Source organism: Trinickia caryophylli (assembly GCF_034424545.1).
In the GTDB taxonomy this organism is placed as follows: Bacteria; Pseudomonadota; Gammaproteobacteria; order Burkholderiales; family Burkholderiaceae; genus Trinickia; species Trinickia caryophylli.
Genome location: NZ_CP139970.1, coordinates 3,678,021 through 3,697,768, shown reverse-complemented (window position 1 = coordinate 3,697,768; position 19,748 = coordinate 3,678,021). Strand labels below are relative to the sequence as shown.

The window sequence follows — 19,748 nt, the reverse complement described above, 5'->3', positions numbered from 1 at the left end:
GCTGCCTCGAGACCGATGCGCTACTCGATCGAAATCAAGAAGTTTCTCTACAGCCAGTATTTCTTCGGTGGACTGCGCATGGCAACCGGCGTCTCGCTGCCGGCCGTGCTTTTCCTCATCGTCTTTCACAACGCCGATCTCGGCTTCACGATCGCCACGGGCGCGCTGGGCGCCTGCGTCGTCGACATGCCCGGCCCGCTGAAGCACAAGCACAACGAGATGCTGATCTGCAGCGTCCTCGGCTTCGTCTCGGCACTCGCCACCGGCCTTGCGACATTCAACGTCTTCGCGCTCTGGGCCACCGTCGTGGCGCTGACCTTCGTGTTGTCGCTCACGGTGGCGTACGGTAATCGCTGGCCGCAGATCGGCTTTGCGACGCTCTTCATGATGGTGGTGACGCTCGAAGACAGCTTCACGCCGATGCGCGCGCTCAGCAACGCGGCATGGATTCTGGCCGGGGGACTCTGGTACACCTACTGGGCCACGCTGCTGCTGCAATGGCAGGCCTGGCGCGTGGAAAAACAGGCGCTCGCCGAAAGCGTGTTCGCCTGCGCCGACTACCTGCTCGCGCGGGCGGACTTCTACGACGTCGATGCCGATCTGGACGACTGCTATCGCCACCTCATCGATAAGCAGACCGCCGCGGTGGAAACGCAGGACGCGGCCCGCGCGATCGTCCTGCGCAATCTGCCGAAACTCAGGCGCGGCAAGCTCGACCCGCGGCGCGTGGCCCTTTTCAACCTTTTCATCAATTCGGTCGATCTGCACGAGCTTTTCGTCGGCGCCCACACCGACTACCCGCTCCTGCGGCGCACGTTCGGCAACGTCGATCTGATGATGTTCTTCCGGGACCTGATCCGCAAGGCGGCGCTCGATCTCGAAGAAATCGGCCTTGCCGTGCTGCAAAACGGCGCTTCCGAATCGCGCGTGAACGTGCGGGCCGAGTTGCGCGCGATCGAATTCGAGCTCGAGCGCCTGCGCAAGGAAAGGCTGCCCGAGACGAATCCCGAAGCGTACTCGGCGGTTTCGGCTTCGTTTCGCCGCATCTGGAGCGGCATTCGCCTCATCGACAAGATGAAGAAAAGCCTCGCGAGCGAAGATGCGACCGCGAAGACCGAACTGCGGCTCGACCCGCAGCTCACGCGCTTTTTGTCGAATCGCCGCGTACCGCTTCGCCAGATCTTCTCGAACCTCACGATGTCCTCGCCGAGCTTTCGCCATGCGCTGCGCGTAGCGATCGCGGTGGCGGCCGGTTTCTGGCTCGGGCGCATTTTGCCGCTCACGAACGCGTACTGGATCATCATGACGACGCTGATCATCCTGAAGCCCGGCTACTCGCTGACGAAGCAGCGCAACGCGCAGCGTATCGTCGGCACAGCGATCGGCTGCGCCGTCAGCATCGCGCTGATCCTCTTCGTCCACTCGCCGCATGTGCTGCTCGCGGTCATGTTTGCGTCGATGGTGATGAGCTACAGCCTGCTGCTCTTCAATTACGGCGCGAGCGTGGTCTTCACGTCGTCGTATGTGCTGCTGCTGTTCCATCTGCTCGCGCCGGGCAGCCTGCGCATCATCGGCGAGCGTGCCATCGATACCGGCATTGGTTGCGCGCTCGCGATCGCTGCGAGCCGCCTCTTCCCGTACTGGGAATATCGCGCGATCGGCAAGCTCGTGGCCGAGATGCTGACAGCCACGCAGCAGTATCTCGACGCCGCCTATCGCTGGGTCGGCAAACCCCGTACGGCCGGCGCCGCCACGGGGGAAGGATCCGCAACGGCGAGCATGCCGGAGACGGATAGCCCGGCGAGCCGCGATTTCCGCTACCGGCTCGCGCGCAAGAACGCGCACGTCGCCTTCGCCAACCTCGCCCAGGCGTTCCGGCGCATGCTGATCGAGCCCAAAGCGCAGCAGAAGTTCGTGCCGGAGCTCAACGACCTGCTCGTGCAGAGCCATGTGCTCGCGGCGCAGATCACCGCGGCCGCGCCGCTGCTCAAGAGCGCTGCCGAGCAGTTGGCAGCCGAGCGCTCCGAGCCTGTCGAGTGCGTGCTCGCGGCCGTGCACGAGAACCTCGCGCGCGCGCAGGCCGGCGAGCCGCTCGCCGGGGATCAGGGCGAGATCACGCGACAGCTCACGCGCCAGCTCGATTCGATGGTGGTCGAGATCGAACAGTCAGGCACGCAGCAGCCCGAACTCGTACAGGAACTCAAGCTGCTCGCGCATCAGTGCAAGCAGATGCTCGCCGCGTCGTTTCTCATTCGCAAGGACGCCGGGGTCATCCGGCTGCCGCAATAGCGGCTTCGCACGCGCGCCGGCGCCGGCGCCGGCATCGGCACTGGCGCCCGCCATGCGGAATGCGCCGGGCCGGTTATTGCGACGCGCCGGTGGCCGCGCTCGCCGCTGCGCTCGCGGCCACCGGCTCCGATGCGGCGGGCTGCATCTCTTCGTACTCGCGCTTGCCTTTCAGTGCGTTGAAGACGAGCGTGGCAACGACAGCCAGCACGATGACAATGACCAGAATAGCGACGCGTGTCGTCGGATTCGACTGCTTACGGGGATCGTTCAAGGCAATGGCGGCGTGTCAGGTGGATCGGGTGGATAGGGTGGGCGAGACGCGTGGGCGCTCAGGGCGCCCGGGCGCGGCAAGCCTGCATTCTACGCGCTCGCGCGCCGCCCAATGGCGGATCGCGATGGCGGCCGTCGTCTCGACGGCCGTCGCACCCGTGGGTCCGCTCGTTCAATAAGCGACCGTCGCGACCTTGCGAATGAAGCGACCGTTTTCGATCTCGTCGACGAACGCGATCGCGTAGTCCTCGGCCGAAATCCGGCTTTCGCCCTTTGCATCGGCGATAAGCGCGTCGGCGCCGGTACGGAACGTGCCGGTCCGCTCGCCTGGCGCAATCAGGGCGGCGGGCGCGAAAAACGTCCAATCGATGTCGAGCACGCCCCGGTAAAATCGCAGTGCTTCGCGGTGTGCGAGCGCATACGGCTTGTACTGCTCGGGGAAACCTTCGGTATCGACGAGCTGTTTGCCGGCCGCCACTTCGAGCGAGCCCGCGCCACCCACGGCCACGAGCCGCTTCAGGCCGGCGGCGCGAGCAATCGCCACGAGCGCACGCGATGCGTCGAGGACCTTGCCGGCATTGTCGTGCGGCGGCGCGTAGGCGCTTGCGAGCACGTCGTGGCCAGCAACGGCCGCCGCCATCGCGGCCTCGTCGAACAAGTCGCCCTGCCGCGCTTCCACGTTCGCCGCGCCCGCGATCCGTTCAGGGTGCCGCGCAAACGCGCTCACGCTATGCCCGCGGCGCGCGGCTTCCGCCGCGATACGGGAACCGATCATGCCGGCCGCGCCCACAAGCGCAATCTTCAGACTCTTTTGCATCTTCGCTCTCCATTTGTGTAATTACTGCAGTTACATTTCAATCGAAAAAAAACGGAGGCGCCTGCCTCCCGCGCTTGCCGCGCTTGCCGCTTCTTGCCAGCGCGGCCGGATCAGCCCCGCTGGCGTTTGCGCTCGAGTTGCCGCTCCGCCTGTACGACGCCAGCCGTCACGTCGGCCAGCGTACGCGCCGCGAGCGATGCCTCCAGTGCCCGCTGCGCTTCGTCCACCACGCCGACGAGCACCTCCTGGATGTGGCGCCCGACCAGACACGCGGGATTCGGCGTATCCCGATGCAGGCCGAAAAGCTGCCCTTCCTCCACGGCGCGATAGACGTCCAGCAGCGCAATGGCCTGCGGCTCGCGCGCAAGCAGCGCGCCACCGCCCGCCCCCAACTGCGCGGTGGTGAGCCCGGCCGCGGCCAGCATCGTCAGGAGCCGGCGAATCAATGCCGGATTCGTGTTGACGCTGCCCGCAATGATCTCCGAGGAAAGCGGCGCCCCCTCCTGCAGCGACAGCAGCGCCAATATGTGGACCGCATATGCGAACCGGCTGCTCGTATTCATGTTGCCTGCGTGCGCCGCATTGCTTCGGCTGCGCCAAAAAATAATGTAACCATTCTAATTACACTTCAGCCCGCACGCAAGCCTCCGATCGAGTGCCGGATCCCGCACGGGATGTCAAACGCGAGGAGTACACTGCTCAGTTCGTCGATTCCTCCGAGCCCCCTGACACAGGAGATACGCAATGGCAGCAAAGAAAATCCTCTTTCTGACTGGCGATTTCGCCGAGGACTACGAAACGATGGTGCCGTTTCAGGCGCTGCAGGCGGTTGGCCACACCGTCGATGCCGTGTGTCCCGGCAAGCGGGCAGGCCAAAAGGTGAAGACGGCCATTCACGACTTCGAAGGCGACCAGACCTATACCGAGAAGCCGGGCCATCAGTTCGCGCTGAACGCGACGTTCGAGGAAATCGCCGCGGCCGACTACGACGCGCTCGCGATCGCGGGCGGCCGCGCGCCCGAATACCTGCGGCTCGACCCGAAAGTGATCGAGCTCGTCAGGCACTTCGCCGGGGCGGGCAAGCCGATCGCGGCGATCTGTCATGCGGCGCAACTGCTCGCCGCCGCCGACGTGATCCGCGGCAAGCGGATCTCGGCCTACCCGGCCTGCTCGCCCGAGGTACGCCTCGCGGGCGGGGAGTACGCCGATATCCCGGTCGACGCGGCCATCACCGATGGGCAGTTCGTGACGGCGCCGGCGTGGCCCGCACACCCCGAATGGCTGCGACAGTTCCTCGTCGTGCTCGGCACGCGCATCGAGCTTTGAATCGCTAACCGCTCTGCTCGTCGGCGAAAGAGGTCGCGCGGCCCGCGAGCGCGGCCACCACGACGACGAGTTCGAGCGGATCGACCGGTTTGGCCACGTGGGTCTGAAATCCGGCGAGCAGCGCGCGGCGGCGGTCTTCGCTGCGCGCAAATGCGCTCAGCGCGGCGGCCGGCGTCGCACGGCCCTGCTGTGCCTCGAACGTGCGCAGCCGGCGGATGAACTCGTAGCCGTCCACACCGGGCATGCCGATATCGCTCACGATCACGTCGGGCGGCACGCTCATGCAGGCCTCGAGCGCCTCGAGCGCATGGCCAAAGGCGTAGGTTTGCGCGCCGCGCTCCTCCAATACGCTGCGCACGAGTTCGCGCGCGTCCGGCTCGTCCTCCACGATCACGACGCGCAACCCCGCGAGTGCCGGCGGCGTGACCTGCGGCATCGGCTCTTCGGGTGCCGCCGACGTCAGCTCGGCGCCCGTCGCGGGCAGCGTCACGATGAAGGAAGCGCCGCGCCCGGGGCCGTCGCTTTTTGCTTCGATGCGCCCGCCGTGCAATTCCACGAGTTGCCGGGCGATCGAGAGCCCGAGCCCCAGACCGCCATACTGGCGCGCGATGCCGGCGTCTTCCTGGCAGAACCGCTCGAAAACGTGCGGCAGGAATTCGGGTTTGATGCCCTGCCCGTTGTCCGCAACCGTGAGCTCGACTTCGCCGTCCCGCCCGACGATCGCCACCTCGACGGCGCCGCCCTTACCCGTGAACTTGACCGCGTTCGAGAGCAGATTCCAGACGATCTGCTGCAGGCGCGCCGGGTCCGCAAGAATCGAGGTCACCGGCGCAAGCGACGAGTTCACGCGGATCTCCTTTGCCTGCGCGGCCGGCCCGACCGAGCGGATGACGTACTCGACGATGTCCACGAGGTCGACGCGCTCGATCTCGAGCCGCAGCTTGCCGGCAAGAATGCGCGAAAAATCGAGCAGTTCGTCGACCATGCGCGCCTGCGCCCGCGCGTTGCGGTCGATCACGTCGAGGCCTTTGCGGATCGATTCCGATCCGCTCGCATCGCGCAGCAGGAACTGCGTCCAGCCGACGATCGCGTTCAGCGGCGTGCGCAGCTCGTGCGAGAGCGTGGCCACGAAGTCGTCCTTCATGCGCGAGACGCGCTCGGCTTCGGCGCGCGCCGCGCGCTCGGAAGCCAGCAAGGCCTCCCGTTCCTCGGCCAGCGCGCGAAAGTGTGCCTCGCGCTCCTGGGCCCGCTGCGCCTCCGCAAGCTCGCGCTCGATGCGCCGCTCGCGCAGCACGCGCTCGATGGCCTCGGGAAGATAGTCGAGATAGCCCTCGCTCTTCGGCACGACGTCGGCCACGCCGGAGCGCAGCGCCTCGATCACGCGCGCCTCGTCGGCAAAACCCGTGCAGAGAATCGCGGGCAGCACGAGCCCGCCTGCCCGGACAGCGCGCAAGAACTCGAGGCCCGTTTCGAGCCCGCCAAGCGCGTAATCGACAATGACGACGTCGGGCATCTCGCGTGCCATCAAGGCCCGCGCCGCCGCTGTCGTCGCAGCCTGATCGACGCGATAACCGGCGCGCCCGAGCGAGCGCGAGGCCAGCCTGAGCAACCCTTCGTCGTCGTCGACGAACAAGACCCGCGCATTCATCGGCCGCATGCGGGCAGCTTGACCACCTGCAGGAAAAAGCCGAGGCGCCGCACCGCCTCGATGAAGGCGTCGTACTCGACTGGCTTGGTCACATAGACGTTGCAGCCGAGCTCGTAGCAGCGTTCGATTTCGCGCGGGTCGTCGGTGGTCGTGAGGACGATGACAGGCAGCGACGCCGTGCGTTTGTCGGCCTTCAGGCGCCGCAGCACCTCGAGCCCGTCGATGCGCGGCATCTTCAGGTCCAGCAGAATAACGGAGGCCGGCGTGGGGTCGCGCAAATACGGCGCCGCTTCGCCGAAAAAGAAATCCAGCGCCTCCTGACCGTCCGAAAGACGCGTGAAACCGTTGGTCAGGCCGGCTCGGCGCAGGTTGCGCTCGATCAGCGTGGCATGGCCGTCATCGTCTTCGATCAGGATGATGCTGACCGATTGGCCCGCTTGCGCTCCCAGTCCGCTATGCATGATAGATCCCCTGTGGATCAGGCGGCGGCCTGCTCGGCCGCCTCCGGTAGAGACAAATAGAAGGTCGTGCCCTCGCCTTCCGTCGATTCCGCCCAGACGCGCCCGCCGTGGCGCTCGACCATGCGGCGCACGAGCGCGAGCCCGATGCCCTCGCCGGTCGCCACGTTGCCGTGCAGCCGCTGGAACGCATTGAACAGGCGCGGCATCGCCACAGCCGGAATGCCGAGGCCGTTGTCCTTCACGTAGAAAATACGCAGCGAGTGCACGCCGGGCGGCGCCGCCATGGCACCGATCTCGATGCGTCCGCGCCGCGCGGGGTCCAGATAGTTGACCGCGTTGCCGATCAGGTTCGCGAAGATCTGCTCGAGCGCCGTGGGATCGCCCCATACCTGGGGCAGCTCCTCGAGTACGATTTCGACGTTGCTCGCCTTGATCGAGGCCTGCATGGCGTCGAGCACGTGCCGCACGAGCGCGCCCACGTCCACCACCTGGCGCCGGTATTCGACGCGCCCGACGCGCGAGAGCCGCAACAGCGAGTCGATGATGTGCGCCGCGCGCAGCACGGCGCTCTGCAAGAAGCGCAATGCTTCGCCGATGTCCTCGTCGATCAGCCGCTCCACGCGCTCGCGCTCCTCGGGCGACAGTGCCGAGTCGCGCACGGCCGCGCGCAGATCGTCGCATGCGTGCGTGAGCTCCTTCGAGAACCCCTGCAGGTTCACGAGCGGCGCGCGCAAGTCGTGCGACACGCTGTAGATGAACATCTCGTTTTCCTGCGTCTGCTGGTGCAGCGTTTCGTTCGTGCGCGCGAGTTCGTCGGCGCGCCGGGCCAGATCGCTCTGAAAGCGCGCCTGCAGCCGCTCCGATTCCCTGAGCCGCCGGCTCGTCTCATGCAGGATCGAGTCGAGCTCGGCGATTTCGTCGTCGCCCGGCGACGGGGGCCCGAGCGGCGCGTTTTCCGCCAGCCGTTCGGCGTTGTCGGACAGCCGTGCGAGCCGGCCGCGCAGCCCACGAGTGAACAGGAATACCGCGAGCGCCGCCAGCACGAGCGAACCGACGACGGCAGCCGAAGTAAGCCGCTGCTCCTGCGCAAGCGCCCGGGCGGCCGCCTCGGAGCGGCGAGAGTCGACACGCAGTTCCTCGGCCTGGAACGCCGCCACCTGCGAGCGGAAGCGGTCGATGACGTCAGCCGTGGCCTGAGAGCGGAAGCGCTGCAGCAGATCGTCGCTGCGCCCGTTGCGCAGCAGATCCTGTACACGATCGGACCACTGCCGGTAAGCCTGCACCGTCTGCCGGATCTGCGCCGCGCGTTCGACTTGCGCCGGGTTTTCCGCAACGAGATCGACAAGTCTATCTATCCGGCGATCCAGATCGATCCACAGCGTAACCGGCGTCGCAGAGCTTCGGTCGTTCTTGAGCACCGCGCCGCGGATACGCACGGACTCGATCAGCACCGGCTCGAGAATCGCGCTCGTCTGGCGCAGCACGTCCTTGCTGTGAAGTGCCCATTGCTCGGCCTGTTCGGCATTGGCCTGCGCCTTGACGAGCCCCGCCAGCAACACGAGTTCGAACAACGTCGGAATGGCGATCAGCAGCAGCCCTTTGGTCGTCAGTCTCATGCTCGGTGGAATGGGGTCGCAAGCCGCGCGCCGATGCGCGCGGCAATTCGAGCATTATGTCGGCGTTTGTTAAGAATGACAAAACACCCGCCGCTCCGGACGCGAGCGGCGCTAGCTCTTGAGGCGGTAGCCGGTTTTGAAGATCCAGGCAACGATGGCGGTGAAGACCGCAAGAAAGACAGCCGTCATCGCCAGACTCACGCCCACGTGTACGTCGGCGATGCCGTAAAAGCTCCAGCGGAACCCGCTGATCAGGTAGACGACCGGGTTGGCGAGCGCAATCGTGCGCCATATGGGCGGCAAAATGCCGATCGAATAAAAACTGCCGCCAAGGAACGTGAGCGGCGTCACGATCAGCAGCGGAATGACCTGCAGTTTCTCGAAGCCGTCCGCCCAGATGCCGATGATGAAGCCGAACAGGCTGAACGTGACCGACGTGAGCACGAGAAAGAGCAGCATCCACACCGGATGTTCGATGCGAAGCGGCACGAAAAACGCCGCCGTCGCCATGATGATGAGCCCCAGCATGATCGACTTGGTGGCCGCGGCGCCCACGAAGCTGATCACCAGTTCCAGATAGGACACCGGCGCGGACAACAGCTCATAGACGGTGCCCGTGAACTTCGGGAAATAGATGCCGAACGAGGCGTTGGTGATGCTTTGCGTGAGCAGCGACAGCATGACGAGCCCGGGCACGATGAACGCGCCGTAGCTGATGCCGTCGATCTGGCTGATGCGCGAGCCGATCGCGGCACCGAAAACCACGAAATAGAGCGACGTGGAGATGACGGGCGAAATCACGCTTTGCATCAGCGTGCGCCAGGTCCGTGCCATCTCGAAGAGGTAGATCGCGCGTACGGCGTGCAGATTCATGAGGCCTCCCTGACGAGATCGACGAAGATGTCTTCAAGCGAGCTTTGCTTCGTCTGCAAATCCCTGAAGCGGACCCCGGCATCGTCGAGATCCTTCAGCAGCCGGACGATACCGGCGCGCTCGGAGCGCGTGTCGTCGTAGGTATAAGTGAGCAGGCAGCCGTCCTGCGAAAGCTCGAGCCGGTAGTCGGCGAGTGGCGGCGGCACCGCGGCGAGCGGCCCCTCGAGTTGCAGCGTCAACTGCTTCTTGCCGAGTTTTCTCAGCAAATGGGCTTTTTCCTCGACGAGAATGATCTCGCCGCGATTGATGACGCCGATGCGGTCAGCCATCTCCTCGGCCTCATCGATGTAGTGGGTCGTGAGGATGATCGTCGTGCCGTTTTCCTTCAGCGTGCGCATGAGCGCCCACATGTCGCGGCGCAACTCGACGTCCACGCCTGCCGTGGGCTCGTCGAGAAAGAGCAGCGTAGGTTCGTGCGCCAACGCCTTGGCAATCAGCACGCGCCGCTTCATGCCGCCCGACAGCATCATGATCTTGGCGTCCTTCTTTTCCCAGAGCGAGAGCGAGCGCAGCACCTGTTCGAGGTAGGCGGGGTTGGCGGGCTTTCCATAAAGGCCGCGGCTGAACGCCACGGTGGCCCAGACGGACTCGAAGGCGTTGGTGGTGAGCTCCTGTGGCACGAGGCCGATCATGGCCCGGGCACGCCGGTAATCGCGCACGATGTCGTGGCCGTCCACGCGGACTTCACCGCCGCTTGCGTTGACGATGCCGCACACGATGCCGATCAGCGTGGTTTTGCCGGCCCCGTTCGGGCCGAGCAGCGCGAAAATCTCGCCGCGCCGCACTTCAAGATTGACGTGCTTGAGCGCCGTGAAGCCCGACGCGTATGTCTTCGACAGGTCGGTAATGGATAGGATGGGTTGCATGGTGAGGATCACATGGAGACCGGCACGGCCACGCGCGCATCGCGCACGAACGGATGCGCAAACACCTGCTCGCGCCGTTGGCCCACTCGCTGATTTTGGCCGGACTGCGACGATAGCAGAACCGCGGGCAACCCGCCGCGACCCGCCCCTCACGGACAAAAAAAAAGGCGCCACGTTGCCGTGACGCCTTGAAGAAGTTCTAGCCATTCCGAGGGCCGTGCTAGAACCTGAGAGACGGTATTCCGGAAGACCCTCGAACCACCGGCCGAACCCCCTTCCGAAGTCCTGCCGCAGTCCGGTACCGGCCGCTGCCGATATGTCATTCCGAAATGTGATTCCATTCTTTCTCTTTCCGCCGATGAAGTCAAGATAAATTTTTCCGAATTGTTGACAGGTTGCACACGAGGGGAAACGATTACATCGGACACTCAATGCAAATTTTACCGATTTCAGTCATCGCGCGTTTGCGGACTTGCGCGACATGAAATCTCAACCTGAAATAAAGTTTCAAAAAATCACAGGAAGACGAAAAGTGCCCAGTCCGAACCGAAAACCCGCCCCTCCTCCCAAAACCATCGAACGCGACGGGGCACCCGAAGAGGTCGCCGCGCTCGCGCGCGGATTGACGGTGCTGCGGGCGGTGGCGGCAGCCGATGCGCCGATCAGCAACCGTGAACTCGCGGAGGTCACGCGCATCCCGAAACCCACCGTCTCGCGCCTCACGGCAACGCTCGTCGGCGCCGGCTTCCTTTATCGTCTGCCCGACAGCGAGCGCTTCGTGCTGACCGCGGCCGTGCTCGAGCTTTCGAATGGCTTTCTGCGCAACTTCGACATCCGTGCGCGGGCCCGTCCGTTTCTCGTCGAACTGGCCGAAAAGACGTCGCTGTCCGTGCATCTCGCCACACGCGACCGGCTCGATATGGTCGTCATCGAGACGATCAGGCCCCGTTCGGCGATTCTGGTCTCGCGGCTCGAGATCGGCTCGCGCATGGACCTCACGCGTACGGCCGTCGGCCGCGCCTATCTCGGCGTGCTGGCCGAACCCGAGCGGGACGCGCTGATGTCGGGCCTGCAGGCCGCGGCCGGCGACGATTGGCCGCATATCCATGCGCGGCTCGCTCCGGCGCTCGCCGAAACGCAGGCCAACGGTTATGCCATTGCCACAGGCGAGTGGTATGAAGGGCTGAACGCAATCGCAGCCGGCTTCGTCGGACCGTCCGGCGAGCGCTACGCGGTCAACTGCGGCGGCGCCGCGCACCTTTGCCCGCGCGAGTGGTTGATCGAGCATGCCGCACCCGCTCTCGTCGCATGCGTGGCGCAGATCGTGCGCGAGATCGGCGGCGCGCCGCGGCTGCGATTGCGCGACTGACGCGCGGCGTTTTCAGGACGTTACGGCCGTAACGCCCTGAAAAATACGTGACTGGACGATCGGAGAGCGGCCGACGTAGCATCATGGTCCGCGGTTGCGGCCCGGCGCGCGCCGAGGCCGAGCCGGGTGCGCCCGCCACCGTGTACGCATCGAACGCGTGCGAACGTGTTCGCGGCTATTCGGTCGCTATTCGGTCGCTCTCAGCAGCTTTCGTACTCGTATTCGTATTGTTGGCGTGCCCGCATGGAATGGCTGCCCGCCCCCGAACGTCCGCGATCCTCCATGCTCTCGCCCTGACACCGATGGCCGAACAAGAAAACCGCCCTGACGCTTCCCCCAGCCGCCCCGAGCCGCCGCTCGCGTCGAGCCCGCACCGCTCGCCTCGCGCGAGGCTTGGCGCACTCGCGGGCGTCGTGCTCGTTGCCGCGCTCATACTCGCCTGGTGGCACCCGTGGCGCGGCATGTCGCCCGCGTCCGACACCCCCGGCGCCTCCGGCAGCGCCGCGCGCCACGGCCGCAACGGGCCCGGCAGCCGCTTCGCCGACATGCCGCAGCCCGTGCACGTGGCCACCGCGAAGCTCGGCGACATGCCGATCGTGCTGACCGCACTCGGCACGGTCACGCCGCTTGCCACGGTCACGGTAAAGACGCAGCTCTCCGGCACGCTGCAAAGCGTCGGCTTCAAGGAAGGCCAGATGGTCAGGCAGGGCGATCTGCTCGCGCAGATCGACCCACGCCCGTACGAGATCTCGCTCGCCAATGCCCAGGGAACGCTCGCCAAGGACATGGCTCTGCTGCAGACGGCGAGACTCGATCTCGAGCGCTATCGCACGCTGCTCGCGCAGGACTCGATCGCACGCCAGCAGGTGGACACCCAGGCGTCGCTCGTCAAGCAATACGAAGGGCAGGTGAAATCCGATCAGGCCAACGTCGACACTTACAAACTCGACCTGACCTATGCCCGCATCACGGCGCCCGTCACGGGCCGCGTGGGCCTTCGGCAGGTCGATCCCGGCAACTACGTGACGCCCTCCGATACGAACGGCATCGTCGTCATCACGCAGCTTCAGCCGATCAGCGTCGTGTTCACGACCTCGGAAGACAACCTCCCGGCCATTCTCAAGCGCATGCACACGGGCGTGAAGCTCTCGACCACCGCCTACGACCGCAACAACACGACGTCGCTCGAAACCGGGTATCTCGAGACGCTCGACAATCAGATCGACACTTCGACGGGCACCGTCAAGCTGCGCGCGCTCTTCGAGAACAAAGAGCAGTTGCTTTTCCCCAATCAGTTCGTGAACGCGCGGCTGCTCGTAGACACGATCAGGAATGCCGTGATCGTGCCGAGCTCGGCCGTGCTCAACGGCTCGTCCGGCCAGTTCGTCTACGTCGCGAAGCCCGACAACACCGTGACCGTGCGGCTCGTCAAGGTCGGCCCGGTGGACGGCGAGCGCACGAGCATCGCCTCGGGTCTCGCCGCCGGCGAGCGCGTGGTCGTCGACGGCTCGGACCGCCTGCGCGAGGGCGCGAAGATCACGATTCCGGCCGATGCCGCCTCGGGCGCATCGGCGGCCCAGGCCGCGCAGCCCGGCTCGCGGCCCGAGGGCGGGCACCGGCGCGCGCACGCGTCGGCGGCCTCCGCGGCCTCGGCCGCGCACTGACGCCCTGCCCGCATGAATCCTTCCCGCGCGTTCATCCTGCGCCCCGTCGGCACGGCGCTGCTGATGGCGGCGATCCTGCTCGTCGGGCTCGTCGCGCTGCGCTTTTTGCCGATCTCCGCACTGCCCGAGGTCGACTACCCGACGATCCAGGTGCAGACGTTCTACCCCGGTGCGAGCCCGGACGTCATGACTTCGTCGGTCACGGCACCGCTCGAACGGCAGTTCGGCCAGATGCCGTCGCTCAATCAGATGAGCTCGCAAAGTTCGGCCGGCTCGTCGATCATCACGCTGCAGTTCAGCCTCGATCTGCCGCTCGACGTAGCCGAGCAGGAAGTCCAGGCCGCCATCAACGCGGCCGGCAACCTGCTGCCGTCGGATCTGCCGGCGCCGCCGATCTACGCCAAGGTCAACCCGGCCGATGCTCCGATCCTCACGCTCGCGATCACGTCGAAGACGATGCCGCTCACGCAATTGCAGAATCTCGCCGACACGCGGCTCGCGCAGAAGATCTCGCAGGTGGCGGGCGTCGGCCTCGTGAGTCTCGCGGGCGGTAACCGCCCCGCCGTGCGGATTCAGGCCAACCCGCTCGCGCTCGCGGCCTACGGCCTCAATCTCGACGATCTCCGCACGACGGTCGCGAATCTGAACGTGAATACGCCGAAGGGCAACTTCGACGGGCCGACGCGCAACTACGCGATCAACGCCAACGACCAGTTGACCGATGCGAGCGCGTACCAGAGTGCGATCGTCGCCTACAAGAGCGGCCGCCCGGTCATGCTGACGGACGTGGCGAAGATCGTCGACGGCGCCGAGAACACCCGGCTCGGCGCCTGGATCGGCACGCAGCAGGGCGTCACGCCCGCGATTCTGCTCAACGTGCAGCGCCAGCCTGGCGCGAACGTGATTCAAGTTGTCGACAGCATCAAGGCAATCCTGCCGCAGTTGCGCGCCTCGTTGCCGGCCTCGCTCGACGTGGCCGTCGTCACCGATCGCACGACCACGATCCGCGCCTCGGTGCGCGACGTGCAGTTCGAGCTCGCCGCCTCCGTCGTGCTCGTGGTGCTCGTGATGTACCTCTTTCTCGCCAATATCTACGCAACGGTCATTCCGAGCCTCTCAGTACCGCTTTCGCTGATCGGCACGCTCGCCGTCATGTATCTGGCGGGTTTCTCGCTCGACAATCTCTCGCTGATGGCGCTGACCATTGCCACGGGCTTCGTCGTCGACGACGCAATCGTCATGATCGAGAACATCGCGCGCTACGTCGAAGCGGGCGATTCACCGCTGGAGGCGGCGCTCAAGGGCTCACGGCAGATCGGCTTCACGATCATCTCGCTCACGGTCTCGCTCATCGCGGTGCTGATTCCGCTTCTATTCATGGGCGACGTGGTGGGACGCCTGTTCCACGAGTTCGCGATCACGCTCGCCGTGACGATCGTCATCTCGGCCGTCGTCTCGCTCACGCTCGTGCCGATGATGTGCGCGAAGCTGCTGCGCCATACGCCGCCCGAAAGCCGCCGCTTCGAGGCGAAGGCGCATGCGCTCATCGACGCCGTGATCGCGCGCTACGGCATCGCGCTCGAATGGGTATTGGCGCGCCAGCGCTCGACCCTCGTCGTGGCCGTGCTCACCCTCGTGCTGACGGGGGTGCTCTATGTCGTGATCCCGAAAGGGTTCTTTCCGGTGCAGGATACCGGTGTGATCCAGGCCATCACCCAAGCGCCGCAATCGATCTCGTACGGAGCGATGGCCGATCGCCAAAGCGCGCTCGCCGAGGTGATCCTGCGCAACCCGAACGTCGAAAGCCTCACGTCGTTCATCGGCGTGGACGGCACCAACATTACGCTCAACAGCGGGCGCATGCTGATCAATCTCAAGCCCGCGAGCGAACGCAGCGCCGGTGCGAGCAGCATCATTCGCGACATCGCGGGCGAGGTGGCGGACGTACCGGGCATTTCGCTTTTCATGCAGCCCGTGCAGGACCTCACGATCGACTCGACGGTCAGCCCGACGCAGTATCAGTTCATGTTGACCGACCCCAACGCCGACGAGTTCGCGAACTGGGTGCCGAAGCTCGTCGAGCGGCTCAAGGCTGCGCCCGAACTCGCCGACGTCGCCACCGATCTGCAGCAAAGCGGACGCTCCGTCTACGTCGAAATCGACCGCGCGAGCGCCGCCCGTTTCGGCATCACGCCTGCCACCGTCGACAACGCGCTCTACGACGCCTTCGGGCAGCGGATCATTTCGACGATCTTCACTCAGTCGAATCAGTATCGCGTGATCCTCGAGGCGGAGCCGCAGATGCAGCACTACATGGACGCGCTCAAGTCGATCTACCTGCCTTCGTCCACCACGACGAGCGGACAGGTGCCGCTCACGTCCATCGCGAAATTCATCGAGCGCCCCGCCCCGCTGCTCGTCACGCACCTCGGTCAGTTTCCGGCCACGACGATCTCGTTCAACCTCGCGCCGGGCGCCTCGCTCGGGCAAGCCGTCAAGGCGATCCGCGCGGCCGAAACCGCGATCGGCCTGCCGGCCTCGTTTCAGACGCGCTTCCAGGGCGCGGCACTCGCGTTCCAGGCCTCGCTTTCGAACGAACTGTTTCTGATCCTGGCCGCCATCGTCACCATGTACATCGTGCTCGGCGTGCTCTACGAGAGCTTCATCCATCCGATCACGATTCTCTCGACCCTGCCCTCGGCCGGCGTGGGGGCGCTGCTCGCACTGATGATTTCGGGCCATGACCTCGACATCATCGGCATCATCGGCATCGTGCTGCTGATCGGCATCGTGAAGAAGAACGCGATCATGATGATCGACTTCGCATTGGAGGCCGAGCGCGAGGAAGGAAAATCGCCGCGCGAGGCCATCTATCAGGCTTGCCTGCTGCGCTTCAGGCCGATTCTCATGACGACGATGGCGGCGCTCCTCGGCGCGCTGCCGCTCATGCTCGGCACCGGCGTGGGCTCGGAGCTGCGCCATCCGCTCGGCATCGCCATTGCGGGCGGCCTGCTCGTGAGCCAGTTGCTCACGCTCTTCACGACGCCCGTCATCTACCTCGGCTTCGATTCGCTCGCGCGCCGGCTGCGCGAACGCTTCGGCATGCCGCCGGCGAGCCGCGGCCCGAGCGACGCAGGCACGTGACATGAACCGTCTCGGCATCCGCTACCGCTCGTGCGGAGGGACGCGATGAATCTCTCCCGCCCCTTCATTTCCCGGCCCGTCGCCACGACCCTGCTCGCGATCGGCATCGCGCTGGCGGGGTTCTTTGCGTTCGTGAGGCTGCCGGTCGCGCCGTTGCCGCAGATCGACTTCCCGACGATCACCGTCATGGCGCAGATGGCAGGCGCGAGCCCGGAAACGATGGCCACGAGCGTGGCGAGCCCGCTCGAACGGCACCTGGGCCAGATCGCCGACGTCACCGAAATGACGTCGCAAAGCGCCGTCGGCTATACGCGCATCACGCTGCAGTTCGGCCTGAACCGCGACATCGACGGCGCGGCGCGCGACGTGCAGGCCGCGATCAACGCGGCGCGCGCGGACTTGCCGACGAGCCTGCGCAGCAACCCGACCTATCACAAGTACAACCCGTCCGACGCCCCGATCCTCGTACTCGCGCTGAGCTCGCCGACGATGACGCCCGGCCAGCTCTACGACGCCGCGTCGACCGTGTTGCAGCAAGCCCTCTCGCAGGTGGACGGCGTGGGCGAGGTGGACGTGAGCGGCTCGGCGAGCCCCGCCGTGCGCGTCGAGCTCGAGCCGCAGGCGCTGTTTCACTACGGCATCGGTCTCGAGGACGTGCGCGCCGCGCTCGCCGCCGCCAATGCTCACAGCCCGAAAGGCGCGATCGAGTTCGGGCCGCATACCGTACAGCTCTACACGAACGATCAGGCGACGAGGGCCGCGCAATACAAGGACCTCGTCATCGCTTACCGCAACGGCGCGGCCGTCAAGCTTTCGGACGTCGCCGAAGTCGTCGATTCGGTGGAAGATCTGCGCAACCTCGGCCTGTCGAACGGCAAGCGCTCGGTGCTCGTCATTCTCTATCGGCAGCCCGGCGCCAACATCGTCGAAACAGTCGACCGCGTGATCGGCCTCATCCCGACACTCAAGGCCTCGCTGCCGGCCGCCGTGGACGTCGAACCCGTCGTCGACCGTTCGACGACGATCCGCTCGTCGCTCAAGGATACGGAGCGTACGCTGCTGATCGCCGTGGCGCTCGTCGTGTCCGTGGTATTCGTGTTCCTGCGCAACTGGCGCGCGACGTTGATCCCGAGCGTGGCCGTTCCGATCTCGATCATCGGCACGTTCGGGGCCATGTATCTGCTTGGCTACTCGATCGACAATCTGTCGCTGATGGCCCTCATCATCGCGACGGGTTTCGTCGTGGACGACGCGATCGTCGTACTCGAAAATATCTCGCGGCACATCGAAGCAGGCGTGCCGCCGATGCGCGCCGCCTACCTCGGCGCGAGCGAGGTGGGCTTCACGGTCATGTCCATCAGTATCTCGCTCGTGGCCGTGTTCCTGCCGATCCTGTTGATGGGCGGCATCGTGGGGCGCATCTTCCGCGAATTCGCCGTGACGCTTTCGCTTGCGATCGCCGTTTCGCTCGCCGTGTCGCTGACAGTCACGCCCATGATGTGCTCGCGGCTGCTGCGCCCGGCCCACGAGCGCCGCGAGGAAGGCCCGCTTGCGCGCCGGCTCGAAAGCGGCTTCGCGCGGCTCGCCGCCGGCTACGGGCGCACGCTCGGCTGGGCCCTCGCGCATCCGGCGATCGTCATTGCGATCCTGGCGGGCACCGTGGCGCTCAACGTCTATCTCTACGTGGCCGTGCCCAAGGGTTTCTTCCCGCAGCAGGACACGGGGCGGCTGATCGGCGGCATCATGGCCGATCAGAGCACATCGTTCCAGTTGATGAAGACGAAGTTCGCCGAAATGATGCGTATCGTGCAGGCGAACCAGAACGTCGACACCGTCACCGGCTTCACGGGCGGCCGGCAGACGAACTCCGGCTTCATGTTCATCTCGCTCAAACCGAAAGGCAAGGCACGCAAGGCCTCGGCCGATCAGGTCATCGCGCAGCTGCGTGGCCCGCTCTCGCACGTGGCGGGCGCGCAGACGTTTCTGCAGCCCGTGCAGGACATCCGCGTCGGCGGCCGCATGTCGAACGCGCAATACCAGTTCACGCTGCTCGGCGACTCCTCGGCCGATCTCGACGAATGGACCCCCAAGCTCACGGAGGCGCTCAAGCGCCGGGCGGAACTCATCGACGTCAACTCGGATCAGCAGCAAGGCGGCCTCGAATCGATGGTGACGATCGATCGCAGGAGCGCCGCGCGCTACAAGATCACGCCTTCGCAGATCGACAACACGCTCTACGACGCGTTCGGCCAGCGCCAGGTCTCGACGATCTACAACCCGCTCAACCAGTATCACGTCGTCATGGAGGTCGCCCCGCGCTATTGGCAGAGCCCGGACATGCTCAAGCAGATCTACGTGAGCACGTCCGGCGGCAGCGCAGGCGGTACGCAATCGACGAATGCGGTGGCCGGGACCGTGACTGCGTCCGCCGCCGCGAGCGGTGGCAGTGGCAGCACAGGCACGAGCGCGGCCACGATCGCAACGGACGCCGCTCGCAATCTCGCCACCAACTCGATCGCGGCGAGCGGCAAGTCGAGCGCGTCGACGGGTTCCGCTGTGTCGACCTCCGCCGAAACGATGGTGCCGCTCTCGGCCATCGCCTCGTTCGGACCCGGCAATACGCCGCTTTCCGTCAATCACCAGGGCTCGTTCGTGGCCTCGACGATCTCGTTCAACCTGCCGCCCGGCAAGTCGCTCTCGGACGCCACGCGCGCGATCGAGGAGACGATGGCCGACATCGGCATGCCGGGTACCATCCACGGCAGCTTTTCCGGTACGGCGCAGGCGTTCCAGCAGTCGGTGTCGAACATGCCGCTCCTGATTCTTGCCGCGCTCGCCGCCGTCTATATCGTGCTGGGCATTCTCTACGAGAGCTACATCCATCCCGTGACGATTCTCTCGACGCTTCCTTCGGCGGGCGTGGGGGCGCTGCTCGCGCTGCTGCTCTTCAAGACGGAGTTCAGCATCATCGCGTTGATCGGCGTGATTCTGCTCATCGGCATCGTGAAGAAAAACGCGATCATGATGATCGACTTTGCCATCGAGGCATCGCGCCAGGGCATGTCTTCAGTCGAGGCGATCCGCAGCGCCTGCCTGCTGCGCTTTCGGCCCATCCTCATGACGACCTGCGCGGCCCTGCTCGGGGCATTGCCGCTTGCCTTCGGCACCGGCGAGGGCGCGGAGCTGCGCTCGCCGCTCGGCATTTCGATCGTCGGCGGGCTCATCGTGAGCCAGATGCTCACGCTCTATACGACGCCCGTCGTCTATCTCTACATGGACCGGCTGCGTGTCTGGTGGGACCGGCGGCGCGCCTCGCCGGCCGTCCGCGGCCAGGAACACTGAGGG

14 protein-coding genes are annotated in these 19,748 nt (G+C 65.6%); 6 read left to right on the top strand and 8 right to left on the bottom strand.

The features are described from left to right. Positions 1-15 precede the first annotated feature (15 nt). The gene (locus U0034_RS16720) at positions 16-2,289 is read left to right on the top strand and encodes an FUSC family protein (RefSeq protein ID WP_085226911.1); all 2,274 of its coding nucleotides are present in this window, start codon (positions 16-18) and stop codon (positions 2,287-2,289) included. Positions 2,290-2,362: 73 nt separating this feature from the next. Here the strand turns inward: U0034_RS16720 and U0034_RS16715 are convergent, their stop codons facing one another. From U0034_RS16715 to U0034_RS16705, 3 genes are all read right to left on the bottom strand, one after another. Next, positions 2,363-2,560 (bottom strand): hypothetical protein, encoded by a 198-nt coding sequence (locus U0034_RS16715; RefSeq protein WP_085226909.1) that lies wholly within the window; start codon positions 2,558-2,560, stop codon positions 2,363-2,365. Positions 2,561-2,731: 171 nt separating this feature from the next. Next, positions 2,732-3,376: an NAD(P)-dependent oxidoreductase gene (locus U0034_RS16710; protein WP_085226907.1), complete on the bottom strand. Its 645-nt coding sequence runs from the start codon at positions 3,374-3,376 to the stop codon at positions 2,732-2,734. A gap of 110 nt (positions 3,377-3,486) precedes the next feature. Then, complete coding sequence (locus U0034_RS16705; protein WP_085226905.1) at positions 3,487-3,939, bottom strand: Rrf2 family transcriptional regulator; 453 nt, start codon at positions 3,937-3,939, stop codon at positions 3,487-3,489. A gap of 181 nt (positions 3,940-4,120) precedes the next feature. Between U0034_RS16705 and U0034_RS16700 the strand changes: the two genes are divergently transcribed. Continuing rightward, positions 4,121-4,702, top strand: coding sequence for a DJ-1/PfpI family protein (locus U0034_RS16700; RefSeq protein WP_085226902.1), 582 nt, complete (start codon positions 4,121-4,123; stop codon positions 4,700-4,702). Between the two features lie 4 nt (positions 4,703-4,706). On the opposite strand, the gene U0034_RS16695 is transcribed toward U0034_RS16700, so the two are convergent. From U0034_RS16695 to U0034_RS16675, 5 genes are all read right to left on the bottom strand, one after another. Continuing rightward, complete coding sequence (locus tag U0034_RS16695; protein ID WP_085227256.1) at positions 4,707-6,350, bottom strand: ATP-binding response regulator; 1,644 nt, start codon at positions 6,348-6,350, stop codon at positions 4,707-4,709. Continuing rightward, positions 6,347-6,811, bottom strand: a complete 465-nt coding sequence (locus U0034_RS16690) for a response regulator (protein WP_085226899.1) — start codon at positions 6,809-6,811, stop codon at positions 6,347-6,349. Before U0034_RS16690 ends, U0034_RS16695 begins: the two co-directional genes overlap by 4 nt. A gap of 17 nt (positions 6,812-6,828) precedes the next feature. Continuing rightward, positions 6,829-8,427, bottom strand: coding sequence for a sensor histidine kinase (locus tag U0034_RS16685; protein ID WP_085226897.1), 1,599 nt, complete (start codon positions 8,425-8,427; stop codon positions 6,829-6,831). 111 nt (positions 8,428-8,538) lie between these two features. Next, complete coding sequence (locus U0034_RS16680) at positions 8,539-9,300, bottom strand: ABC transporter permease (RefSeq protein WP_085226895.1); 762 nt, start codon at positions 9,298-9,300, stop codon at positions 8,539-8,541. Next, on the bottom strand, positions 9,297-10,226 hold the full coding sequence (locus U0034_RS16675) for an ABC transporter ATP-binding protein (protein ID WP_085227255.1): 930 nt from the start codon (positions 10,224-10,226) through the stop codon (positions 9,297-9,299). The genes U0034_RS16680 and U0034_RS16675 overlap by 4 nt, the downstream gene beginning before the upstream one ends. 532 nt (positions 10,227-10,758) lie before the next feature. On the opposite strand from U0034_RS16675, the gene U0034_RS16670 reads away from it, so the two are divergent. From U0034_RS16670 to U0034_RS16655, 4 genes are all read left to right on the top strand, one after another. Further along, the gene (locus tag U0034_RS16670) at positions 10,759-11,595 is read left to right on the top strand and encodes an IclR family transcriptional regulator (protein WP_233211793.1); all 837 of its coding nucleotides are present in this window, start codon (positions 10,759-10,761) and stop codon (positions 11,593-11,595) included. Positions 11,596-11,897: 302 nt separating this feature from the next. Further along, a complete protein-coding gene (locus U0034_RS16665) occupies positions 11,898-13,259 on the top strand; it encodes an MdtA/MuxA family multidrug efflux RND transporter periplasmic adaptor subunit (protein WP_085227254.1) in 1,362 nt (453 codons plus the stop codon). A gap of 12 nt (positions 13,260-13,271) precedes the next feature. Then, on the top strand, positions 13,272-16,403 hold the full coding sequence (locus U0034_RS16660) for an MdtB/MuxB family multidrug efflux RND transporter permease subunit (RefSeq protein WP_085226890.1): 3,132 nt from the start codon (positions 13,272-13,274) through the stop codon (positions 16,401-16,403). 45 nt (positions 16,404-16,448) lie between these two features. Continuing rightward, a complete protein-coding gene (locus U0034_RS16655) occupies positions 16,449-19,745 on the top strand; it encodes an efflux RND transporter permease subunit (protein WP_085226888.1) in 3,297 nt (1,098 codons plus the stop codon). Positions 19,746-19,748 lie beyond the last annotated feature (3 nt).

Bases quoted from the DNA above. Each gene is read 5' to 3' on its own strand.
- U0034_RS16720 (WP_085226911.1), top strand. From the start codon at position 16: ATGCGCTACTCGATCGAAATCAAGAAGTTTCTCTACAGCCAGTATTTC.
- U0034_RS16710 (WP_085226907.1), bottom strand. From the start codon at position 3,376: ATGCAAAAGAGTCTGAAGATTGCGCTTGTGGGCGCGGCCGGCATGATC.
- U0034_RS16705 (WP_085226905.1), bottom strand. From the start codon at position 3,939: ATGAATACGAGCAGCCGGTTCGCATATGCGGTCCACATATTGGCGCTG.
- U0034_RS16700 (WP_085226902.1), top strand. From the start codon at position 4,121: ATGGCAGCAAAGAAAATCCTCTTTCTGACTGGCGATTTCGCCGAGGAC.
- U0034_RS16695 (WP_085227256.1), bottom strand. From the start codon at position 6,350: ATGAATGCGCGGGTCTTGTTCGTCGACGACGACGAAGGGTTGCTCAGG.
- U0034_RS16690 (WP_085226899.1), bottom strand. From the start codon at position 6,811: ATGCATAGCGGACTGGGAGCGCAAGCGGGCCAATCGGTCAGCATCATC.
- U0034_RS16685 (WP_085226897.1), bottom strand. From the start codon at position 8,427: ATGAGACTGACGACCAAAGGGCTGCTGCTGATCGCCATTCCGACGTTG.
- U0034_RS16680 (WP_085226895.1), bottom strand. From the start codon at position 9,300: ATGAATCTGCACGCCGTACGCGCGATCTACCTCTTCGAGATGGCACGG.
- U0034_RS16675 (WP_085227255.1), bottom strand. From the start codon at position 10,226: ATGCAACCCATCCTATCCATTACCGACCTGTCGAAGACATACGCGTCG.
- U0034_RS16665 (WP_085227254.1), top strand. From the start codon at position 11,898: ATGGCCGAACAAGAAAACCGCCCTGACGCTTCCCCCAGCCGCCCCGAG.
- U0034_RS16660 (WP_085226890.1), top strand. From the start codon at position 13,272: ATGAATCCTTCCCGCGCGTTCATCCTGCGCCCCGTCGGCACGGCGCTG.
- U0034_RS16655 (WP_085226888.1), top strand. From the start codon at position 16,449: ATGAATCTCTCCCGCCCCTTCATTTCCCGGCCCGTCGCCACGACCCTG.